Here is a 21,077-nt window from a genome sequence, read left to right on the forward strand (position 1 = left end):
GTAATAACAAAAGGGCTTTAAAAGAGCCAAGTAAAGAACCCATTACCGAAACGTACACTCATACAACATTTAAATAAACTAAAAGTTGATCTATTAAGAAGGATTGTCTGAAACATTGCGACAGGCATAAATAAAATAAAGAACCTGGTATAAAAATTTTGTTACAAGCATTAAATACAGGCCATCACTCCCAAACAAAGTGATGGCTTTTTTATTTTTATTCTATCCGGGTTAAATCGTATGTGCTTTAAATAACGTACATGATAGAAATAGATATCACCATGATAAAATACTTGTTAGTTATACTGGCAGCATCGTTCCTGTTCTCGTGCGCGGCGCAGGCCCAAAGCGGTAAAGAATTATTAACCGGCGATGCCATGCCCGCCTTCTCGCTGACCGATCAAAACGGCAAAGAGTTTAAAACTGCCGATTATACAGGCAAAAAAGTACTGGTAATTTATTTTTATCCCAAGGATGAAAGTATGGTTTGCACCAAAGAGGCTTGCGCTTTTCGCGATAGCTTTGACCAGTTTACCAAAGCCGGTGCTATGGTAATAGGCATAAACGGCGGCACGGTTGCCAGTCATAAAGCCTTTGCCGACCATTATAAACTCCCTTTTACTTTACTGAGCGACCCTGGCAATAAGGTTTACAATATGTTTGGCATCCACAAAAAGTTTTTCATGACGGGCAGAAAAACATTTGTTATTGACCTGAAAGGAAAAATAGTTTATGCCCACGAAGCCATGATGCAGGGTAAGGAACATGCCGATGACGCGCTTCAGTTTATAAAAGCAGCTAAAACCAAATAAGCGGCAATATTCAACACCTTTTTTTTGAATTATTTTTGTAAATATGCGACCCTACCTACGACGTATTAACCAAAACAAACTTTTTGTCATCCTGAACGATAGTGAAGGATCTATTCTCCAGTATGCTTGTTCTCCCTGTACAGTCTGCGAATAGATCCTTCGTGCCTCAGGATGACAAACCTTTTAAAACGTCATTTACCTTTCAGAGTCTCGGGCTTTTACACCTACCTATGACAAGCGGCGAAAGAGTACCTGGATTTCACAACTATCAAAGGCGGATTGAACAATAAAAATAGCATCTTCGCAACAGAAGCCCAACCGCTTATTTCATAAAAAAGCCGCATGATCCGTTTTGTAATCTGTATCTTACTATTGCTGATATCATTATTTACTGTTTTAAAAGCATTTGAGTATCATATATGGATGCTGGCCATTATCGCCACAGAATTTTGCTGGATATTTATCATAATTACGACGATGGCCTTGTTATCTGGGTTTTACAGCTCAAAATATCAGCTTGCGGGCACCATCGGCGGCATCATCGCTTTGATGTTATTTATTGTGCCGATAGTTAGCGCCTATAACATAGCGGGCAGTTTAAAGCAAAACTTCCAGGCAGCATTCGGACCAGGCAGCACCATTATTAATGGCGATAATAATGCCCTTCCCTATAGTTTCTGGAATATGTTTAAAAGCAATAAGGAGGTTATATGCAAGGCTATCGCTTATCGCACTTCGGCGGGGTTAAGCTTAACTATGGATTACTTTCCATCTCAAAAAGCCGGTAACAAACCATGCATTATAATAGTACACGGAGGCTCCTGGAATAAAGGTGATAACAAACAACTGCCGGAGTTGAACAGCTACCTGGCCACAGCTGGTTATAACGTGGCCGCTATAACCTATCGCCTTGCACCAAAATATCAAAGTCCGGCTCCTGTAGAAGATCTTCGCGCAGCGATAGCCTACCTGCGCGGGCATGCTGATGAATTAAATATTGATACCAATAACTTTGTTTTACTCGGCCGCTCGGCCGGGGCGCAGATAGCTCTACTGGCTGCTTATACCTTACATGAGCCCGGTGTAAAAGCAGTAATTGATTACTACGGCCCTGCAGATATGATTTGGGGATATTCCATAGCGACAAGCCCGCTGGTGATGGATTCGCGGAAAGTGATGCGTGACTATATTGGTGGGAGCTATCAGCAGGTACCTGATAAATTTGCAGCTTGTTCCCCGCTTGAATTTGTGAGCAAGCAATCGATACCTACTTTAATTATCCATGGGGATAACGATATACTTGTATCGCCCGAGCATAGCCGCAGATTGAATTTAAAACTTGAACAAAACGGGATAAAGCATTTTTTGCTAAAACTGCCCTGGGCTACGCATGGTTTTGATTTTAACCTCAATGGCCCCGGAGGCCAGCTGGCCACGTATACGGTTGAGCGCTTTTTAAATGTGGTAACCAAATAAAATATTCACAGGCGCACCCAAATAACTGCTAACTCCTGGCCCTGTGCTCCTTAAACCTGCTAAAAAATACAATAGCCAGGAGGCAAAGTACACAACCGCAGATGCCGTTAAGGCGCAAACCATAATCATTACCCGGATCTTTTCCATACACGGTTAAAAACGCGAACAGGGCTATCCCCAGAGTTTGGCCCAATTTTACAAACAAGTATTTTACCGCAAAGAACATTCCTTCGCGGTTCTCACCCGTTCGTTCCGCATCGTCCTGCGCTATTTCGGCAAGTATGGCATTAGGCAATATACCCAGCGAAGCCAGCGGGAAAGATGCGCTTAATACCAGCATATAAATTTGAGCGGTTGGCGATAGTGGAAATTTCCCCAGGAAAAATATCGCCACAAAAATCACACTCAATAACCCAAATGAAAAAAGCACAATAGGTTTTTTACCTATTTTTTTCGACAGATAATTTACGAACGGATAAAATACCAGCGAAAACAATACCATTGAACCCATTAATATACCACCCATAGACTCCGGAAGATTCAGCAATACCGTGAGGAAAAACAATAACCCGCTTGATATAATGCTTAATGACATATAGTATGAAAAATCAGAGATGAGGTAGTATTTAAAATTACGGTTACTGAATGTTTTTTGAATAGCTGCCAGCAAAGGTAAATGCGTAGGCTTGCTGCTTGAATATTTTTTTTCATCAATTGCTAAAACCGGGATCAGCATAATGAGGCCGGCAAAAGCACATAAGCCCCAAATGGTATATTGAACCGCCGAGTCGCGATCTGTTACATGAAAAATGTGCTGCACCAGGTCGGCAAAGTTATTCACCATCGCCGATATAATGATACCAATTACAAAGCCCACCTGTTGCAGGGATGAAAGCTTCACCTTTTCGGCCGCGGTTTCTGTAAGCTCGGGTAGTAAGGCATTATAAGGTATAATGTAGCTGGTGGCCGCCATAAAAAAGCAAACAAGCGTAAACGTTATCCAGGCGGCGTTGTGGATACTTTCGGCCCTTACCAGGGGGCAAAACGTTAAGGCGCAAAAAATAACAGCAGGTAATATTGTCCATTTCATGAATGGTATTCGCCGCCCTTTGGGATTAGTGCTCTTATCGCTCAATGAGGCAATAAACGGATCAAAAACCGCATCAACAAACCGGCCCGAAGCCGCTATGATTGACATGACGTTTAGCACCCCAAATACCAGCAATTGCGGTACCAGCGGAATTAACCCTGAGCTGGACGGTGGCAGGTAGAAGTAGGGGAGCATCACAATAATTATATTGGTCATGGTACTCCAGCCTATCATTCCACAGGCGTAAGCGAGCTGTTTTGAAAGAGGAAGTTTAGCAACCGGCATTGGCTGCAATATGCAAATATTAACTCAATAGCGGCAATAAAGTTAAATTATTCAAAACAGCGTTAGCCATAATCATTTACAACCCCGAATAATAATCATAACCCTGCTCGGCCCAGTAATCACGCGGGCGCTTATCGCTAAACGAGATACTGCCCAAGCGCTTCAGGTTTTTGATGCCATACTTTACCGGAATTATAAGCCGTAGGGGCGCGCCATGCTTTGGCTGCAAGGGCTTTTCGTTCATCTCATAGGCCAGCATTGTTTGTGGGTGCATGGCGCTGGGCATATCAATACCCACATAGTATTCTTTATCGGGCGTCTCCATACCCACATATTCCAGCCGGGTCTGATCATCCAGTTTAAAATGAGCAATAAAATCGCTGAATTTTACACCTCCCCAATGCGAGATCTGGTCCCATCCCTCCACGCATTTAAAATCATAAATGATATCTGTTTTGGGCAAGGCCTTAATGTCATCCAGGCTAATGTTCAGCACCTCGCCAGATTGTTTTTTTACCTGGAGTTTCCATGCCGCTATATCTATCTTTCCTTCCGATCCTATATCGCTGTTGTGGCGTACATTTTTAGCAGCCATTTCTTTGGGATAGGTTTTTACAAGATGGTTATTGCTGAAAAAATTACGGAAGGCCAGTTCGGTTTTGTTTAATGCCCTGCGTAAAGGTTTGCGGGCCCCTGCGGTTATGCCTGCAACTTCGTCGGGCGAATTATACAGCCATTTCCAGCCACCATAAGCCACGCCGGATGCTACAAAAAAAGTACCGAACGAAATAAAATTACGCCTCGTGATCTTTTGCTCAACCGTAAGCGGCTTTTTAGGGCCTTTATTTTTTTTACTGAATAGGTTTTTCATCGGTTGGGGTTGGGGTTTCAATAACGGGTTGAGGATCGGGTTCATTCACCACTTCAAATCCGGATATAACTGATCTGAAATTATTCCAGCCGGCAAGTACTACCTGTACTATGTGTATCAAAAAGAAAAACACATAGCCTATAGTGAGCGCGAAATGCAGGATGCGTGCAAAATGATAACCGCCACATATCCATGTTAAATAATAAAACTGAACCGGTTTATAAATGGCAAGGCCGGTTATTAATGAGCCAATGCCCATCACTATAATTGCAGTGTATGCAATGCGCTGGGCGGCGTTATATTTATTTTGAGGCGGCGCCATTTTTCTGATGTGCAGATCATGCAGCAACACCAGCCATGCCTCTTTAAATGATTTTTTTTGTGGGACAAGCTCCCGCCACTCGCCAGATATTATGGTGTACAGTATATATACCAGGCCATTAATGGCAAAGGCCCACATAAACAAAAAGTGGAACGCCATACCTTCGGCCAGGCGGTGGGGTATGTTAAAGGTTTTATAAAACCACTCCGGGAAAAACATAAAATAGGTATGCCCGAACAGCTTTATTTTATACTCGTCATTAGCCCAGTAAATTAACATTCCACTCCATATCATAATGGTGAGTATCGGGAAGTTTACCCAATGCGTCCACCGCATGGCTAAAGGGTGTTTTTCTTTTATTACTTTCATTTAAAAAGTGGTTTTGGCTTGCAAAAATACCTGTAACCGGGTAAACTCTACCAGGTACAGGCTACATTAATATAAAACAAACAACAACCATATTATTTACTGGCGCCATTACTATCAAATGCTGATTTGGCCGCGGCCAAAATAGTGCCGTTGTCCACGTTTTGCACAAAGCCAATTACTTCATAACCCTGGGTGCTAAATCCCTGGGGCAGGGCAATAATGGCGGCACCCTTACCATCGGCACTTACTGGCTGGCTTTGTATTTCACGCACAATTTGTACATGTGATAATGTCTTGCCACCATTTTCACCGCGTTGCACTTTGGTTTGCGCGGCCTTTTGCACAAGGGCCAACAGCAGGGTAGCATTCTTTTCTACTCCTTCGCTATGGTATTGTACAGTAACATGGTCCTTATCTTTTTGAGCATTAAGGGTTAGTTTACCCGCAGCATTTGTACGTAAGCCTACTGTAATAGCATTGCGTAAATTACCCTCTTCCGAACCTACGAACTCTTTTTTTCCGTTAACTACAATCTGCGGCGTATAAACCGATTGCAGGTGTAACCAGCTGGCATATTTACTTTGTCTCTTTGAATAATCGGCGCTGCTAAAAACATCTTTCCACCCCAGGCGGTTCCAGTAATCAACATGATAGGCAAGTATGTAAACCGGCTTATCGCTATCCTCTTTCTGGATGCGTGCAACCAGTTCATCAGCAGCCGGGCAACTTGAACAACCCTCTGAGGTGAACAGCTCTATGACAGCAAAACCGTTACTGGCAGTTTTAACTTCACTATTTTTATTAAGGCTTTTATGATTTATAAAAGCCGATGATACCAAAACTGCAATGGCAAGGCTGGCAGTAAGGGCAAATATTTTAATTGATCTCATATTTTAATAATCTATGTACGTTTTAACGGCTTAGTCGGCTTGCATTAAATAACCTTACAATAAATTTATTTTTTTTTGCGAGGGGACGGCAATTCGGCGGGATAACTGTTTTAATAAATTATAACCAATAGGATATATGTAAATTTAGCATAATTCTATTTGTTTTTTCGCCACAAAAAAATCTGCATTTTATTGTAAGGATTTGCCAATGTTAGCGACTAATGGAATTAAAACACACTATGAACATACCATTCAATGGCTACTGAAAATCAATTATTAGATCCACGGCATTGGGTTAAGGCGCATGCAGATTACCTGTACGGTTACGCGCTGCCACGCTTAAATGATGAAGAACAGGCTAAAGACCTGGTGCAGGAAACATTTTTAGCGGCCCTTGAAAGAAAAGATAAGTTTGAAGGTAAAAGCTCCGAACGTACCTGGCTCACCGCTATCCTTAAAAACAAAATAATTGATGTGTACCGCAAAAAATCATCGGGCCTAAAAATGGCCGACGTTAAAGAGGCCGAAGATGAACAGCAGGATTTTTTTGATGCCGATAACGGGCATTGGAACAAGGCTCATTATCCCCAGCCTTTTGGTATTGAAGATCATGACCCATTGGCCGGTAAGGAGTTTAACCAGATACTTCAAAAATGCCTTCAAAAACTGCCGGCTTTATGGATGGCTGTTTTTACAATGAAGCACATTGATGATGCGGCTACAGATATCATCTGCAACGATCTGAAGGTTACACAGGCCAACTTTTGGGTAATTATACACCGGGCCAAATTAAACCTGAGGGCATGTCTTCAAAGAAACTGGATTTAAAGAAATTTTTATGAGCCCACTAAAAAACATCATTTACAACTGCAGGCAAGCTACTTTTTTGATAGAGAAAAAACAGCTCCAAAAATTAGGGTTTCGCGAAACTATAGAGTTGAGGATTCACCTTGCAGGTTGTTCAATATGTATATTATATAATCAGCAAAGCCGAGTTATCCACGAAATGGTAAAGCAGCTTTTTCTCGACTCTATGAAAACATCGGGCACAAGGCTTGATGACGACTTTAAACAGGAATTACAGGAACGCATAGATGCCGAGTTAAATAAAAAATAAAATACTTTGTAAGGCTTATCCAAACCGCCCGACTAAGGTTGAAATGTTAATATAAAACCAACATGAAAACTAAAAATCAAAGTATGAAAACAATTATTTCAGGCGCATTGGCAGCAACCGTACTTGCTGTTTGTTTAACTCTTAACGTACAGGCTAAATCTCTATCTCCTGTTTTATCAAACGGATCAACTACAGCAATCAGCGATACCGGCAAAATGGCTAAAGATAAAATGAAGATGGCCAAAATGGAAAAGAAAAAAATGGCCAAAATGGACAATGATAAGATGAAGATGGATAAGAAGATGGACAAAAAGAAAATGACTAAGGATACTGCAAGTAAAATGTAGATTGTTTTTGTTTTTTGATCGTTGGAGGGAGGTGATGCTCCCTCTTTTTTTTAATTCCAATTTTTAAACAACTCAAATGAAAAAGTATTTATTTATTATGATGCTGGCTTTTGCCGGCCTGCAGCTTTCGGCGCAAACCGGGCTAAAAAAAGGCGATGATGCTCCGGCTTTTAGCGCGATAGATAATTCAGGCAAATCAGTCGACCTGAAAACATTACTAAAAGCCCACAAATCAGTGGTGCTATTTTTTTACAGGGGCGAGTGGTGCCCTTATTGCAATAAGCATATCCAACAGTTACAGGATTCATTGCAGCTGCTTAGCGCAAAAGGGGCTTATGTAATTGCTGTAACACCCGAAACAAAAGAGAACATTAGCAAAACCATTCAAAAAACCCACGCATCGTTTTCTATTGTTCAGGATAAAGGATACAGCATCATGAAGGATTATAAAGTTAACTATACTTTGGACGATGCCACAGTTGAAAAATACAAAAGCTTTGGCCTCGATCTTAATAAAAGCAACGGCAATACCGATCATGTACTACCCGTACCAGCAACTTATGTTATTAATCAGTCGGGCAAGATCGCTTTCGTGCACTTTAATAAGGATTATACCCGGCGTGCATCTGTAAATGATATCATGCAGGTGCTCTAATAGTATTATACCCCTAAATAATGGCAAGTAATTGCTACAGATCAGGTTCATTCGGGCCTGATTTTTTTGTGTTGTTTTAAAGCAGGCTTGTTATATTTACCATTACTATGAAAAAGCTGTTATTACTCGTTTTGCTGTATAGCACTGCTGCTTCGGCGCAGGAAAAATTGACCCCCACTCAAAAGTTCAGCATTACAGGGCAGGTATCAAAAGAGTCGGTGATTACTATTGATTCTATTTTGCAGTATAAAGTACATGACATTGGCGAAATGAACGTGACCAACCACCTTGGTGAGTTTAAACATAAGGACGATCAATTAAAAGGTGTTCTGCTGAAAGATATTTTAAGCCATACCACATTTAAAACTACCAGCCCCAAATTGTTGAGTCAGTTTTATTTTGTTTGCCAGGGTGCCGATGGCTACAAAGTAGTTTACTCATGGAACGAACTATTCAATACCGAAGTAGGCAACCATGTTTTTATCCTTACGGAGAAAAATGGAGTCAAAGCTGATAAAATGCCCGAAAGCCTGCAAATGAGCTCGGCTGCTGATTTTAAAACCGGTCGCAGATATTTGCACAACCTGGATAAAATAATTGTAAAACAGGCAGAATAGGCTACCATGTTTAAACAGTTTAACCATTCCAATTACCACGCCATTTGCGATGAGCTTGCTTTAGCTGATGAAGATTTGGCTGTAATTATCAACACCTATGGCTATCCCCCGCTATGGTCAAGGCCAAACACATTCGAAACCCTGGTACACATCATCCTGGAGCAACAGGTATCGCTGGCATCAGCACTATCCGCATTAAATAAACTGCGGGAGCGGGTTCAAGAAATAACCCCGGCCAGGGTATTGTTATTAACCGACGAAGAGTTTAAAGCCTGTTATTTCAGTCGACAAAAAACCACCTATACCAAATATTTAGCCGAGGCCATCATCAGCGGGCAAATCAACCTCCAAGAATTGGAGCAACTGCCCGATGAAATTGTTCGTGCCAAACTTATTGCCCTCAAAGGCATCGGCAACTGGACGGCAGATGTGTATTTGATGTTTGTATTACAGCATGCCGATATTTTCCCTATCGGTGATCTGGCAGCGGTAAACGCTTTGAAAAGAGTGAAATTGCTACCCAAAGATATTTCAAAAGAAGAAATGATTGTGGTAACCGAACAATGGGCACCTTATAAAACTATTGCAAGTATGCTGTTGTGGCATTGGTATTTATCGGCACCGAGGAATAGCTAAAATAAACGGAGAAAGACTTACGAAGTTTTAAAAACTTCGTAAGTCTGGGATTCTACGACTTGTCATGGATAGGTCCTACCTATGACGTATTTACTAAAAACGCTTTTGTCATCCTGAGGAACGAAGAATCTACTCTCCGCTATGCTTCTTTGACCTTTACAGTCTGCGAATAGATCCTTCGTTCCTCAGGATGACAAACTTTTCCAACGTCATTTTCCTTTCAGTGTCTCCCGGATAGTAAAACTCGCAATGATATCACTTATAATACCCTATGGCAGGCTATACGTTAAACAACCCGTTCCGCTCCTGTTCCTGGTAGTTTTGTACCGTTTCAATGGCGTTATCAACTACATCGCTTAAAGCGGTAATGAAAGTGCCGGGTTTGGCAAGGCTCATGGCATGCTTTATGGCATCAATCTCTTTTGGCACTACTTCTATAGGCTTATCCGGATTAACAGACTTAATCCCATCTATAAGTAAGCTCAAAATATTTTCTGCAGTACGCCCGCGCAGGTGTTTTTCCTGGCGAAGGATGATATAATCAAACATTTCGGCAGATATTTTTCCAAGCTCGCGGATATCATCATCGCGCCTGTCGCCGGTACCTGCTATAATACCTATTTTCAAAGGCGAATCGATATGCCTTAAAAACTCTCTGATACCATTATAACCGTCAGGGTTGTGGGCAAAATCAATCATGAAACGGAAATCCCTAAACTCAAAAATATTCATGCGGCCCGGTGTTTGCGCTGCCGATGGAATAAAGGTTTCCAATGAGGTTTTAATATCTTCGGTTTTAAAGCCCCATAAAAACGTAGCCAAAGTTGCCGCCAGCACATTTTCAATCATAAAAGGAACGGTACCGCCAAAGGTCAGCGGGATAAGAATAGTACGTTGTACCCTTATCTTCCAGTCGCCTTTTTGTATGGTGATAAAACCGTTTTCGCATATTGCGGCGATACCACCCTTACGGCAATGTGATTTAATGATCGGGTTATTCTCGTTCCTGCTAAAATAAGCGATGTTACAATCTGCCTTATTGCCTATGCGTACACAATATTCGTTATCAGCATTTAAAACGCCCCAGCCATCTTTTTTAACCGAGTTGAGCACTACACTTTTTACCCTAGCCAAATCATCAAGCGTATGGATATCTGAAAGGCCCAGGTGATCTTCCTGAATATTGGTTACTACACCAATATCGCAAAAGCCAAAGCCCAAGCCCGAGCGCAGGATGCCGCCGCGGGCGGTTTCCAATACGGCAAAATCAACGGTAGGATCTTTCAAAATAAACTCAGAGCTTACCGGGCCGGTGGTATCACCCTTTAACATCATGGTATTTTGCACATAAATACCGTCAGATGTAGTAAAGCCAACCCTATGCCCATTATTTTTAACAATGTGCGCAATTAAACGGGTAGTGGTGGTTTTACCATTGGTGCCAGTAACAGCGATAATGGGGATCCGTGCCGATTTGCCGGTTGGGTAAAGCATATCAAGCACATGCCCGGCAACGTTACGTGGCAGGCCCTCGCTGGGTGCAATATGCATGCGGAAGCCAGGCGCCGCGTTAACCTCCAATACTACCCCTCCGTTTTCGGTAAGGGGCTCATGAAGATTTTCGGCCATGATATCAATACCGCAGATATCCAGGCCAATTATTTTCGAGATCCTTTCGCAAATAAAGATATTTTGCGGGTGCACATGGTCGGTAACATCAACAGATGTGCCGCCGGTACTCAGGTTGGCGGTTGATTTTACAAATACCTTTTCGCCCTTAGCCGGTATGGTATCCAGGGTATAGCCCTTCTTTTCCAGCAGGTCAATCGTATCCCGGTCAATGCCTATCAACGTAAGCACCTTTTCATGGCCATAACCACGGCGTGGGTCGCTATTCTCCTTGTCAATAAGTTGCTGAATGGTTAATATGCCATCACCTTTAACGTGGGCCGGGTCGCGCAGGGCGGCGGCTACCATTTTATTATCAATTACCAGTATTCTAAAATCATACCCGGTAACAAAACGCTCAACAATAACTTTATGTGATATTTTGGCAGCATGCTCATAAGCATCCATCGCCTCGGCTTCAGTTCGGATATTGATAGAAATCCCCCTCCCATGATTACCATTCAGTGGTTTAAATACCAACGGGAAACCCACCTTGCGGATTGCCTCTGCCACTCCCTCTACCGATGATATGGTAATGCCTTTGGCAACAGGAATGGCCTGCTCCTGCAGCATGCGTTTGGTTTCATCTTTATTACTGGCAATATCAACCGCAATACTGCTGGTTTTCTCGGTCATGGTAGCGCGAAAACGCACCTGGTTTTTACCATAACCTAACTGCACCAATGATTGGTTGTTAAGCCTGATCCAGGGAATATCCCTTGCTATCGCTTCTTCAACAATTGATCCTGTACTTGGCCCTAAACGGGTATGTTCGCGAATCTCGCGCATTTCCTGAATATCGGAGTCAAGATCATACAAATCGCCATTGATCAAAGCCTGGGCAATGCGCACTGCTGATTCAGCTGCAAATACCCCCACTTTTTCTTCAAGATAGGCAAATACTACATTGTATACCCCTTTGGTTTTAGTTTCGCGGGTACGGCCAAAGCCGGTATCCATGCCCGCCAGGGTTTGTATTTCAAGTGCAATATGCTCTATAACATGGCCCATCCAGGTGCCTGCAATAACACGCTGAAAAAAACCTCCCGGTACACCCGGCGAACAGCGGTGAGTATATAATGATGGCAGTAAGCTTTCCAGGCGTTCATAAAAACCGTCAATTTCGTTAGATGGCTTGTGCTCCATCTCCTGCAGGTCAAGCCGCATTTGTATTAATTTTTTGCGGCGGATGCTCCAGATGTTCGGCCCGCGCAGTACTTGTATATTCTCGATCTTCATACGTATGTTACGAAATTTTTAAACGGCTTTTTTTCTTTAAAACTATAAAACTTAATAGGGTATTTAAAATTTTTAAAGGTAAAAAGGCATTATTTGTTTATAACAGACTGTGTTTTTGATGCATTTTATCGTAATTTGTATTGTAAAATCAGTTGATTAGTTGAATTAAGGTGATTTAGTGCATGTTTATCTGATAAATAATTAGAAATTTTAGGTAGCTCAATCAACTTTGTCAACCCAATCAGCTTTAACAACCAAATTAAAAAAAGCATGATTGTCCCGAAAGGAAAACTAATAATTATAGGTGGCGCGGTTGATATGGGGAGTAACGTAACCATACAGGAACACATTTTACAGCCAGATTATATTAAATTTTTTGAACAGGGCATTTTACGGCGGATTATTACCGAGTCTGCTAAGCACGAAGGTTCGTTGGTTGAAGTTATTACTACCGCCTCCCAAATTCCAGAGCTGGTGGGCGATGAGTACATAAAGGCATTTGGGCAGCTAAATGTTACCAATGTTAATGTAATACACATAAAAAGCCGTGAGGATGCGGCAAATAAAAATTATCTTGAGCGCATCCGTAAAGCAGATGTAGTGATGTTTAGTGGCGGCGATCAGCTTAGGCTAACCGCTATTTTTGGTGGTACCGAATTTTTACAGATCCTGAAACAACGTTTCAGGAATGAAAATTTTGTAATAGCGGGCACATCGGCAGGGGCGGCAGCAGCCTCAACCCACATGATCTATCGCGGCCAAAGTAACGAAGCCCTCATTAAAGGCGAAGTACAGATTACCGCCGGGCTTGGCTTTATTGATTCTGTTATAGTTGACACCCATTTTGTACAGCGTGGCCGCATTGGCCGGCTCATGTACGCCGTAGCAACCAACCCGGGCATCCTGGGTATTGGCCTGGGCGAAGACGCGGGTTTATTGATTACAGAAGGTAATATGATGGAGGCTATAGGATCAGGCCTTATTATTTTGGTTGATGGCAGAAGCATTGTTGCCACCAATATCTATGACGTGGAATTAGGCTCGCCGGTATCCATCGAAAATTTAAAGGTGCATGTCATGTCTATCTATGATAAATATGATCTTACACAACATCGTTTACTCATAAAAAAAGCGGTTAAGGTTGAAGACGGAGTTTTTATTCAGGCCCCCGATAGCGACCTTTTACAATAAATAACCTACTCCTCAGTTATAAAAAATGTTATCCTGAACTTGTTTCAGGATCTCACACGCTTGGTATAAACTTTAAGTTTACTTGTCCTGTGGGATGCTGAAATAAATTCGGCATGGCGAACTATATTTTTGAATCAATTTAAGCAGTTCAAAATGAAGATCATTATTCATGGCGGTTTTTTCAGCGAATCGCAAACCAATCACGAGATAAAACAGGCCAAGCAACAAGCTTTAAAAGATATTGTGCAAGCCGGATACAGGTACCTGAAAAACCATACCGCCCTGCAAACGGCGGTTTATACAGTTTGCCTCCTGGAGGACTGCGAACTGTTTAATGCGGGTACGGGCTCTCAAATACAAAGTGATGGTAAAATAAGGCTCAGCGCATCATTGATGGATGGCAAAACTCAAAAATTTTCCGGGGTCATCAATATTGAAGATGTAAAAAACCCTATTTGTATTGCCGATAAACTCATGGCCTATGATGATCGTGTTTTAAGTGGCAAAGGCGCAAAAGAGTTTGCTACAAATAATGGAGTTGCCTATTACAACCCCGAAACACCCCAGCGCCGCCATGAGTACGAAAAAAAATTAAGTGACTCTATCAGGCTGGGTACAGTGGGCTGTGTGGCGCTTGATGTTTACGGCAACCTGGCCGCGGCAACATCAACAGGAGGCAAGGGTTTTGAAATTCCGGGCCGGGTGAGTGATTCGGCAACTACAGCGGGTAATTATGCAAATACTTATGCCGGCATTTCATGTACCGGTGTTGGCGAGGATATTGTAAGCGGATCTGTAGCCTCAAAAATTGTTACCAGAATTACCGATGGTATGGCCATATCTGCAGCTACTGAGAAAACTTTGGATGAGTTGAAACCATTTGACGGCTTTGCCGGGGTAATAGGAATATCAGCGGATGGTAAAATTTATCATGCCGATACCCACCCATACATGGTGTGGGCACTGCATGATGGGGACGTGGAGGTTTTTGAATAACAACATTATATGCTTTTCTTGCGTTAAATGCAGGATAAACAAAATATTGCAACTATTTTACCCGGTTATAAGTATTGATTAGCTGGGTATTATGATTATATTTGTTTACTGATTAATTTATTAAACTCAGACAAGAAAAGTTAAATGAGATATTTTTTCCTTATTATCTTATGCTCAGTTAGCGTATCGGCGTCTGCGCAATGGTGGCAAAAACCCATAAATTCTATAAATAACGTATTTAAAAAGCACGAACGTTTTCCGCCGCTTGCCGGCTTAAAGGATAATTCTGTAAGCAAGTTGCCTACAGCTAAAATTGCCAAACTTAAAATTACTTCAAACATTCTTGAGCGTGCTCCATATATGCTTTACATGCAAGAAATGTCGGTAATGAAAACGGCGCAGCATAATATGCGTTTTCGCGTTTACAACGCCGCCAGCTATAACTTTAGTGATCTGGCGCAGATGTATTTAAAGCAAAATCGCCTGTCAGAAGCAAAATGGTATTTATTGCAAAGCCTCCAGATATCGCGCCAGCAAAACGACGACAGGCATACCATCACTAATTTAATAGGGCTGGCTACCGTAAAGGCCGGTTATGGCGATTATACACAGGCGATGCAGGATCTTGATGAAGCCCGCGCCCTGGCTACTTCACATGGTCTTACTATGGATGTAACAGCCATAAACAAACAAGCACGCTACCTGCAGGATAATAAATCGAACCCTAAAGCCGAGATCCGTTACGCTGAAACTGACGATACCGATCAAAAAAAGGTAATAAAATAACTTTTTATGTAACAATAGCGTAAAATGCAGATGCATGTATACTACAAGCAAAACATTATCGTATAATTGTTATTGTTATTAGGAGACAGCGTTTTGACTGTCTCTTTTTTTTACATTAGCAATTATAAATTAGGCACAGATATTGATGTTTTACACAACCCCCGATTTAATTACAGTAAAAGATATGTTTAAGAAAGTATATTTATTTTTAATGCTTGCTACAGCACTTGCATGTAAAGCATCCCCCTCTAAGCCAATTAAAGTAAGTACAGCAGACCTGGTTCCCGATGAGCAGCAGGTCATAGTTTGCAAAAAAATTGCTGAGCTTATTACCAATTACAATTATAAAAAGGTTGAACTGAATGATTCTATATCAACAGTGATCTACAACCGTTATATAAAATCTCTGGATGAGAACCACAGCTATTTTTTAGCATCAGATATCAAGGACTTTGAAAAATATAAAACCGTGCTTGATGATGACATTAAAGCAGGCAACCTGAATGATGCTTTTTACATATTTAATGTTTTTCAAAAAAGATACATTGAGCATGTAAACTACTCACTGGCCCGTTTAAACAAAAGCTTTGATTTTGATAAAAAAGAAACCTTTGTTTACGATCGCGATAAACTGCCATGGCCTGCTTCGCAAACCGAAATGGATGACATGTGGGGACAACGGGTAAAATACGACCTGTTGAATTTGAAAATAGCCAACCCCGATATGGCTAAAAATAAAGAAACATTAAAAAAACGCTACACGAATTTATTGTCGCAAGCTGGCAAACTTTCAAATCAGGACGTTTTTCAATATTTCATGGATGCCTTTACCGAGACAATAGATCCGCATACCAATTACTTTAACCCATCAAACGCGGCTAATTTCAATATTGAAATGTCACGTCAGCTGGAAGGTATCGGCGCATCGCTGTTGGTTGAAAATGAATATGTAACCATAAAATCTGTAGTACCAGGCGGCCCTGCCGATAAAAGCAAACAAATTTCTATTGACGACCGCATTGTTGGCGTTGCACAGGGCAAAATCGGCGAATTTCAGAATGTTGTTGGCTGGAGAGTGGAAAACGCCATTGCTTTAATCCGTGGTACAAAAGGTACCGTTGTAAGACTGGAGATATTACCTGCCGGAACAAGCGCCGGTGGTAAGCCAAAAGTGGTGGAGATGATACGCGAAAAGATCATTTTAAAAGATCAATCTGCAAAAAAGGAAATTCGTACCTACAACAACAATGGTAAAGCGGTAAAAATTGGTGTAATTTCTATCCCGGCTTTTTATATCGACTACAATGATTACAAAGCAGGTAACCCCAACTATAAGAGCACTACTCATGACGTAAAATTGTTATTGGATTCCCTTAAACAGGAAAACGTTGACGGCGTGGTGATTGATTTGCGCGAGAATGGCGGCGGTTCATTAATGGAAGCCATTGAACTTACCGGCTTATTTATAAAAAGCGGCCCGGTAGTACAGGTACGTGATACTAAAGACCAGGTTGATGTGGAGAAAGATGATGATCCATCAATCACATACGCAGGTCCCTTAGGTATATTGGTTGATCGTTTCAGTGCATCCGCATCCGAAATTTTTTCGGGAGCGATACAGGATTATGGTCGCGGTATCATATTAGGTACGCAAACCTATGGTAAAGGATCTGTTCAAAACGCAATTGATCTGGATAGGATATTAGGTTCACCAATTAAGGATAAAATTAACCAGCTGGCAAACAGAGTATCTCCGGGTGCTAAAACAAGAGTATCAACCGGCAGCCAGAGCACTTATGGCCAGCTTAATTTAACCATAGCTAAGTTTTATCGCATTAGCGGCAGCTCAACCCAACACAAGGGTGTAACGCCGGATATCCAGTTCCCATCATTAATTCCGTTGGATAAATATGGTGAGGATACAGAACCATCGGCTATGCCTTTTGATGTTATTCAGAAAAGCGATTTCACCAAAGCCGGTGATTTTACTTCTGTGTTGCCTCAGTTAACAAAACTGCATGATCAGCGTATGGCTACCAGCGAAAGTTATAAATACATGCTGGAAGATATTGCTGATTTTAAAAAGCACGAAACAGAAAACAGCGTAACTTTAAACGAAGGCGAATTGAAAAAACAACGCGACGCTGATGAGCAAAAAGCTTTGGAGCGCAATAACCTGCGCCGTGTTGCCTTAGGTTTACCGGCCCTTAAAAAGGGAGATAAAAAACCTAAAGATGAAGACCTGGATTTTGTAAAACGTGAAGCAGGCCAGATCATGACTGACTATATCAGCTTAGGATCAAAGTTTACAAGTATCTCAACGCAATAACCCCCAGCCCCCTAAAGGGGAGTTTAAAAATATATTTTGAGCCGCCTGTTTTACAGGCGGCTTTTTTATTGGTGGATACTGCCGGTTAAGCGTAAGCACAGCATAAAACTTATTTGTACCCAAACGGTTTAAATATATACTATGGCTAAAAAACCGCTGCTTGAGTTTACCGACCGGGGAATTTACTGTCCACAGGGCATGTTTTACATCGACCCATGGAAACCGGTTGATGACGCCGTAATTACGCATGCACATGCTGATCATGCCTACGTGGGGCATAAACGCTACCTGGCCCATCATTTATCAAGAGAGGTGTTGCGCTACCGTTTAGGTGAAATCACGCTGCAAACTGTGGAATACGGCGAAACAGTGATGAAGAATGGAGTTGCCATATCTCTGTATCCTGCCGGCCATGTTATTGGCTCGGCACAAATCAGGGTGGAGTACAAAGGAGAGGTTTGGGTAGTATCCGGCGATTACAAAGTGGAGAACGACGGCATCTCCACACCATTTGAACCGGTACAATGCCATCACTTTATATCTGAGTGTACCTTCGGGATGCCGGTTTACACCTGGAAACCGCAGGTGCAAATTTTTGAGGAAATCAACAACTGGTGGCGTGGTAACCTTCATAATGGCATAGCAACAGTTTTAGTTGGGTACTCTTTGGGCAAGGCCCAGCGCATATTACAAAATCTAGACTTGTTTAACGGCAAAGTATATACCCATAGCGTGATAGAAAACACCAACGAAGCCTTGCGTCGTAATGGGGTAATATTAAACCCAACGGAAAGGATAACCCAGGATTCAGTAAAAGAAGAAGTACGTAAGGGTTTGATCATAGCGCCGCCATCATCAGTAGGCTCACCCTGGATGCGTAAGTTTCAACCCTATAGCTTTGGGTATTGCTCTGGCTGGATGTCTATCCGCGGAGCCAAACGCCGCCGGGCAGCAGACCGTGGGTTTGCACTATCAGATCACGCCGACTGGACTGGCCTCATCAGCGCTATTGATGCCACCGACTGCGAAAGCGTGTACCTGACCCACGGATATACGGCCACATTTACACGTTATTTAAATGGGATAGGCTTTGATGCCCATGAGGTATATACCCTTTATGGCGGTGAAGAGGAGGAGGCCTCGCCTCAACCCGCTCCTTTAGAAACGACGCCTGAAAATCAGACCGAAGAGGATTCCGCAGAGGTTTCCGGGAGGGTTGAATTATGAAAGCCTTTGCCCAGCTCTTCCTCTCCTTAGATGAAACCAACAAAACCAACGAAAAGGTGAGGGTTTTAAAAGACTATTTTATAGCTGTGCCCGATACCGATAAAATGCACATGCTGGCCTTGTTTACCGGTCGCAAACCCAAACGGCAGATCAACTCTACACTGGTACGCAACTGGGCTGTGGAGGTTTCAAACATACCCGCCTGGCTGTTTGAGGAAAGCTATCATGTAGTAGGCGACCTGGCCGAAACCATGACGCTCTTGATGCCTCAAAGTGACGTTGGAAGCAGCAAAAGCCTCACCGAATGGATTGCCGAGATAAATGCCCTTGCTGATAAAACCGAGGAGCAGAAAAAACTATGGCTCCTGGATTCATGGGCCATGCTGGATAGCCAGGAACGTTTCGTGTTTAATAAACTGCTTACCGGAAGCTTCCGGGTTGGGGTATCCCAAAACCTGGTGATCAAAGCATTGGCCGATATCTCGGGCTTGGAGGCCGCAGTACTTACCCACCGGATTATGGGCAACTGGGTTCCTGAAACATACCAGTATGCACAGCTCATGGAGGAGCAGGACGCAGCAGAAAATATATCAAGGCCCTATCCATTCTTCCTGGCCTACCCCATACAGGAAACCTCCGAAAAGCAAAAAGCCCCGCAGGAGATTCACGCTGCGCTTGGTAATGCCGCCGATTGGCAAGCTGAGTGGAAATGGGATGGGATCCGCGCGCAAATGATAAAACGAGGTGGCGAGATCTTTATCTGGAGTCGTGGAGAAGACCTGGTTACAGAGAAATTCCCCGAGCTGCACCCTTTCTTGAATGCCCTTCCTGATGGTACGGTGATTGATGGCGAGATCCTGAGTTTTCGAAATGGCTTGCCTATGCCGTTCAATGTATTGCAAACCCGCATCGGCAGAAAAAACCTGAGCAAGAAAATACTGGAAGAAAGCCCGGTTGCTGTAATTGCCTATGATTGTTTGGAGTTTAACGGTGAGGATATAAGGCGCCAACAGCAAAGCGAAAGGAGGGCTATTTTAGAGGAACTTCAGGCTGCAACTTTGTATCCCGAGGTATTCCGGATTTCGTCCCTGATACAGTTTGATAGCTGGGACCATTTGGGCCAGGCCAGGGAGCAATCACGCGCCATGATAGCCGAAGGTGTTATGATAAAACGCAAAAGCGCGGCATACCAGGTTGGCCGCAGGCGGGGAGATTGGTGGAAATGGAAAATTGATCCCCTTACAGTTGATGCCGTGATGATCTATGCACAAAAAGGGCATGGCAGGCGCGCGGACCTTTATACCGACTATACCTTTGCTGTTTGGGATGGTGATAAACTTGTTCCGTTTGCCAAGGCCTATTCAGGCTTAACAGATGCAGAGATCAATAAGGTTGATTATTTCATCAAGCGCAATACCATTGATAAGTTTGGCCCTGTTCGAACGGTAAAACCTGAGTTGGTTTTTGAAATTGGGTTTGAGGGGATTAATAAGTCTACAAGGCATAAATCGGGCATCGCCCTGCGTTTCCCCCGCATTTTGCGCTGGCGGCATGATAAGCCTAAAGAAGAGGCAGATACGCTGGAAACCCTAAAGGCATTATTGGGCGACAGTACAGAATAAAAATTCAGATTACGGAAATTTTGTAATTACTTTGCCTGTAGAAAGCAATAAACTGATATAAATGATAGTAATTAATAACTTCAATGAGTTTGAAGCTCAGATAGGTAAGGAACTGGGTGTTTCGTCATGGCACCAAATTACGCAGGAGCAGATCAATAAATTTGCCGATGCAACCTTAGATCACCAATGGATCCACACAGATCCGGAGAAGGCCAAAACCGACAGCCCATTCAAAACAACTATAGCCCACGGTTTTCTTACCTTATCCCTTATTCCATATTTATGGAAAGAGATAGTAGAGATCAGAAACCTTAAAATGGAGATTAATTACGGCATCGAGTGCCTTCGTTTTGCACAACCAGCATTGGTTGATAGTGAGGTACGATTGAAAGTTAAACTGGCTGGCCTGCTTAACCTGCGCGGTGTAATTAAAGCCACAATGGCTATCGAACTCGAAATAAAAGATCAAAAGAAACCAGCCTTCACCGGCGAAGTAGTTTTCCTGTATCACTTTATTTCGTAATCAACAAAA

At 42.6% G+C, this 21,077-nt stretch carries 20 protein-coding genes; 15 read left to right on the forward strand and 5 right to left on the reverse strand.

Features of this window, described 5'->3' with window-relative positions; genetic code table 11:
* Nucleotides 1-260 precede the first annotated feature (260 nt).
* Together AC1DYB_RS07335 and AC1DYB_RS07340 are read left to right on the forward strand one after the other, a co-directional pair.
* Entirely contained in the window at nt 261-812 is a 552-nt protein-coding gene (locus AC1DYB_RS07335; RefSeq protein ID WP_477433645.1) for a peroxiredoxin, read from the forward strand.
* A 342-nt stretch (nt 813-1,154) separates the two neighbouring features.
* Nucleotides 1,155-2,288 carry an alpha/beta hydrolase fold domain-containing protein gene (locus AC1DYB_RS07340; RefSeq protein WP_477433647.1) on the forward strand — a complete coding sequence of 378 codons (1,134 nt, stop codon included), beginning with the start codon at nt 1,155-1,157 and terminating at the stop codon, nt 2,286-2,288.
* A gap of 28 nt (nt 2,289-2,316) precedes the next feature.
* Here the strand turns inward: AC1DYB_RS07340 and AC1DYB_RS07345 are convergent, their stop codons facing one another.
* The 4 genes from AC1DYB_RS07345 to AC1DYB_RS07360 form a co-directional block, all read right to left on the reverse strand.
* Entirely contained in the window at nt 2,317-3,663 is a 1,347-nt protein-coding gene (locus AC1DYB_RS07345; protein ID WP_477433649.1) for an MFS transporter, read from the reverse strand.
* A 76-nt stretch (nt 3,664-3,739) separates the two neighbouring features.
* Nucleotides 3,740-4,534, reverse strand: coding sequence for a molybdopterin-dependent oxidoreductase (locus tag AC1DYB_RS07350; protein ID WP_477433651.1), 795 nt, complete (start codon nt 4,532-4,534; stop codon nt 3,740-3,742).
* Entirely contained in the window at nt 4,515-5,225 is a 711-nt protein-coding gene (locus AC1DYB_RS07355; protein ID WP_295721906.1) for a cytochrome b/b6 domain-containing protein, read from the reverse strand. Before AC1DYB_RS07355 ends, AC1DYB_RS07350 begins: the two co-directional genes overlap by 20 nt.
* A gap of 92 nt (nt 5,226-5,317) precedes the next feature.
* Nucleotides 5,318-6,115, reverse strand: coding sequence for a DUF1223 domain-containing protein (locus tag AC1DYB_RS07360; RefSeq protein ID WP_477433654.1), 798 nt, complete (start codon nt 6,113-6,115; stop codon nt 5,318-5,320).
* 255 nt (nt 6,116-6,370) lie between these two features.
* Here AC1DYB_RS07360 and AC1DYB_RS07365 point away from each other — a divergent pair, with 255 nt between their 5' ends.
* The 6 genes from AC1DYB_RS07365 to AC1DYB_RS07390 all read left to right on the forward strand — a co-directional run bounded on the left by AC1DYB_RS07365 (nt 6,371) and on the right by AC1DYB_RS07390 (nt 9,487).
* Nucleotides 6,371-6,943: a sigma-70 family RNA polymerase sigma factor gene (locus tag AC1DYB_RS07365; RefSeq protein ID WP_477391136.1), complete on the forward strand. Its 573-nt coding sequence runs from the start codon at nt 6,371-6,373 to the stop codon at nt 6,941-6,943.
* 10 nt (nt 6,944-6,953) lie between these two features.
* Entirely contained in the window at nt 6,954-7,232 is a 279-nt protein-coding gene (locus tag AC1DYB_RS07370) for a hypothetical protein (protein WP_477391138.1), read from the forward strand.
* 83 nt (nt 7,233-7,315) lie between these two features.
* Nucleotides 7,316-7,579, forward strand: a complete 264-nt coding sequence (locus tag AC1DYB_RS07375; RefSeq protein ID WP_477391140.1) for a hypothetical protein — start codon at nt 7,316-7,318, stop codon at nt 7,577-7,579.
* Nucleotides 7,580-7,655: 76 nt separating this feature from the next.
* Complete coding sequence (locus AC1DYB_RS07380) at nt 7,656-8,234, forward strand: peroxiredoxin-like family protein (protein ID WP_477433656.1); 579 nt, start codon at nt 7,656-7,658, stop codon at nt 8,232-8,234.
* Between the two features lie 107 nt (nt 8,235-8,341).
* On the forward strand, nt 8,342-8,851 hold the full coding sequence (locus AC1DYB_RS07385) for a molybdopterin-binding protein (RefSeq protein ID WP_477433658.1): 510 nt from the start codon (nt 8,342-8,344) through the stop codon (nt 8,849-8,851).
* 6 nt (nt 8,852-8,857) lie between these two features.
* Nucleotides 8,858-9,487 (forward strand): DNA-3-methyladenine glycosylase family protein, encoded by a 630-nt coding sequence (locus AC1DYB_RS07390; RefSeq protein ID WP_477433660.1) that lies wholly within the window; start codon nt 8,858-8,860, stop codon nt 9,485-9,487.
* A 279-nt stretch (nt 9,488-9,766) separates the two neighbouring features.
* On the opposite strand, the gene cphA is transcribed toward AC1DYB_RS07390, so the two are convergent.
* Complete coding sequence (gene cphA, locus AC1DYB_RS07395; protein WP_477433662.1) at nt 9,767-12,394, reverse strand: cyanophycin synthetase; 2,628 nt, start codon at nt 12,392-12,394, stop codon at nt 9,767-9,769.
* A gap of 270 nt (nt 12,395-12,664) precedes the next feature.
* On the opposite strand from cphA, the gene AC1DYB_RS07400 reads away from it, so the two are divergent.
* From AC1DYB_RS07400 to AC1DYB_RS07430, 7 genes are all read left to right on the forward strand, one after another.
* Entirely contained in the window at nt 12,665-13,585 is a 921-nt protein-coding gene (locus tag AC1DYB_RS07400) for a cyanophycinase (RefSeq protein WP_477433664.1), read from the forward strand.
* Nucleotides 13,586-13,738: 153 nt separating this feature from the next.
* Entirely contained in the window at nt 13,739-14,581 is an 843-nt protein-coding gene (locus AC1DYB_RS07405) for an isoaspartyl peptidase/L-asparaginase (protein WP_477391152.1), read from the forward strand.
* A gap of 144 nt (nt 14,582-14,725) precedes the next feature.
* Nucleotides 14,726-15,367, forward strand: coding sequence for a tetratricopeptide repeat protein (locus tag AC1DYB_RS07410; protein WP_295721929.1), 642 nt, complete (start codon nt 14,726-14,728; stop codon nt 15,365-15,367).
* Between the two features lie 184 nt (nt 15,368-15,551).
* Nucleotides 15,552-17,696, forward strand: a complete 2,145-nt coding sequence (locus AC1DYB_RS07415) for a carboxy terminal-processing peptidase (RefSeq protein WP_477391156.1) — start codon at nt 15,552-15,554, stop codon at nt 17,694-17,696.
* A 141-nt stretch (nt 17,697-17,837) separates the two neighbouring features.
* A complete protein-coding gene (locus tag AC1DYB_RS07420; protein ID WP_477433667.1) occupies nt 17,838-18,923 on the forward strand; it encodes a ligase-associated DNA damage response exonuclease in 1,086 nt (361 codons plus the stop codon).
* The gene (locus AC1DYB_RS07425; RefSeq protein ID WP_477433669.1) at nt 18,920-20,545 is read left to right on the forward strand and encodes an ATP-dependent DNA ligase; all 1,626 of its coding nucleotides are present in this window, start codon (nt 18,920-18,922) and stop codon (nt 20,543-20,545) included. The genes AC1DYB_RS07420 and AC1DYB_RS07425 overlap by 4 nt, the downstream gene beginning before the upstream one ends.
* A 61-nt stretch (nt 20,546-20,606) precedes the next feature.
* A complete protein-coding gene (locus AC1DYB_RS07430; protein ID WP_477433671.1) occupies nt 20,607-21,068 on the forward strand; it encodes a MaoC family dehydratase in 462 nt (153 codons plus the stop codon).
* The last annotated feature ends 9 nt before the right edge of the window (nt 21,069-21,077 follow it).

Source organism: Mucilaginibacter sp. P2_A4, from assembly GCF_056405015.1.

Bases quoted from the DNA above. Each gene is read 5' to 3' on its own strand.
- AC1DYB_RS07405 (WP_477391152.1), top strand. From the start codon at position 13,739: ATGAAGATCATTATTCATGGCGGTTTTTTCAGCGAATCGCAAACCAAT.
- AC1DYB_RS07385 (WP_477433658.1), top strand. From the start codon at position 8,342: ATGAAAAAGCTGTTATTACTCGTTTTGCTGTATAGCACTGCTGCTTCG.
- AC1DYB_RS07380 (WP_477433656.1), top strand. From the start codon at position 7,656: ATGAAAAAGTATTTATTTATTATGATGCTGGCTTTTGCCGGCCTGCAG.
- AC1DYB_RS07340 (WP_477433647.1), top strand. From the start codon at position 1,155: ATGATCCGTTTTGTAATCTGTATCTTACTATTGCTGATATCATTATTT.
- AC1DYB_RS07355 (WP_295721906.1), bottom strand. From the start codon at position 5,225: ATGAAAGTAATAAAAGAAAAACACCCTTTAGCCATGCGGTGGACGCAT.
- AC1DYB_RS07415 (WP_477391156.1), top strand. From the start codon at position 15,552: ATGTTTAAGAAAGTATATTTATTTTTAATGCTTGCTACAGCACTTGCA.
- AC1DYB_RS07360 (WP_477433654.1), bottom strand. From the start codon at position 6,115: ATGAGATCAATTAAAATATTTGCCCTTACTGCCAGCCTTGCCATTGCA.
- AC1DYB_RS07335 (WP_477433645.1), top strand. From the start codon at position 261: ATGATAGAAATAGATATCACCATGATAAAATACTTGTTAGTTATACTG.
- AC1DYB_RS07375 (WP_477391140.1), top strand. From the start codon at position 7,316: ATGAAAACAATTATTTCAGGCGCATTGGCAGCAACCGTACTTGCTGTT.
- AC1DYB_RS07400 (WP_477433664.1), top strand. From the start codon at position 12,665: ATGATTGTCCCGAAAGGAAAACTAATAATTATAGGTGGCGCGGTTGAT.
- cphA (WP_477433662.1), bottom strand. From the start codon at position 12,394: ATGAAGATCGAGAATATACAAGTACTGCGCGGGCCGAACATCTGGAGC.
- AC1DYB_RS07345 (WP_477433649.1), bottom strand. From the start codon at position 3,663: ATGCCGGTTGCTAAACTTCCTCTTTCAAAACAGCTCGCTTACGCCTGT.
- AC1DYB_RS07410 (WP_295721929.1), top strand. From the start codon at position 14,726: ATGAGATATTTTTTCCTTATTATCTTATGCTCAGTTAGCGTATCGGCG.
- AC1DYB_RS07365 (WP_477391136.1), top strand. From the start codon at position 6,371: ATGGCTACTGAAAATCAATTATTAGATCCACGGCATTGGGTTAAGGCG.
- AC1DYB_RS07370 (WP_477391138.1), top strand. From the start codon at position 6,954: ATGAGCCCACTAAAAAACATCATTTACAACTGCAGGCAAGCTACTTTT.
- AC1DYB_RS07425 (WP_477433669.1), top strand. From the start codon at position 18,920: ATGAAAGCCTTTGCCCAGCTCTTCCTCTCCTTAGATGAAACCAACAAA.
- AC1DYB_RS07390 (WP_477433660.1), top strand. From the start codon at position 8,858: ATGTTTAAACAGTTTAACCATTCCAATTACCACGCCATTTGCGATGAG.
- AC1DYB_RS07420 (WP_477433667.1), top strand. From the start codon at position 17,838: ATGGCTAAAAAACCGCTGCTTGAGTTTACCGACCGGGGAATTTACTGT.
- AC1DYB_RS07430 (WP_477433671.1), top strand. From the start codon at position 20,607: ATGATAGTAATTAATAACTTCAATGAGTTTGAAGCTCAGATAGGTAAG.
- AC1DYB_RS07350 (WP_477433651.1), bottom strand. From the start codon at position 4,534: ATGAAAAACCTATTCAGTAAAAAAAATAAAGGCCCTAAAAAGCCGCTT.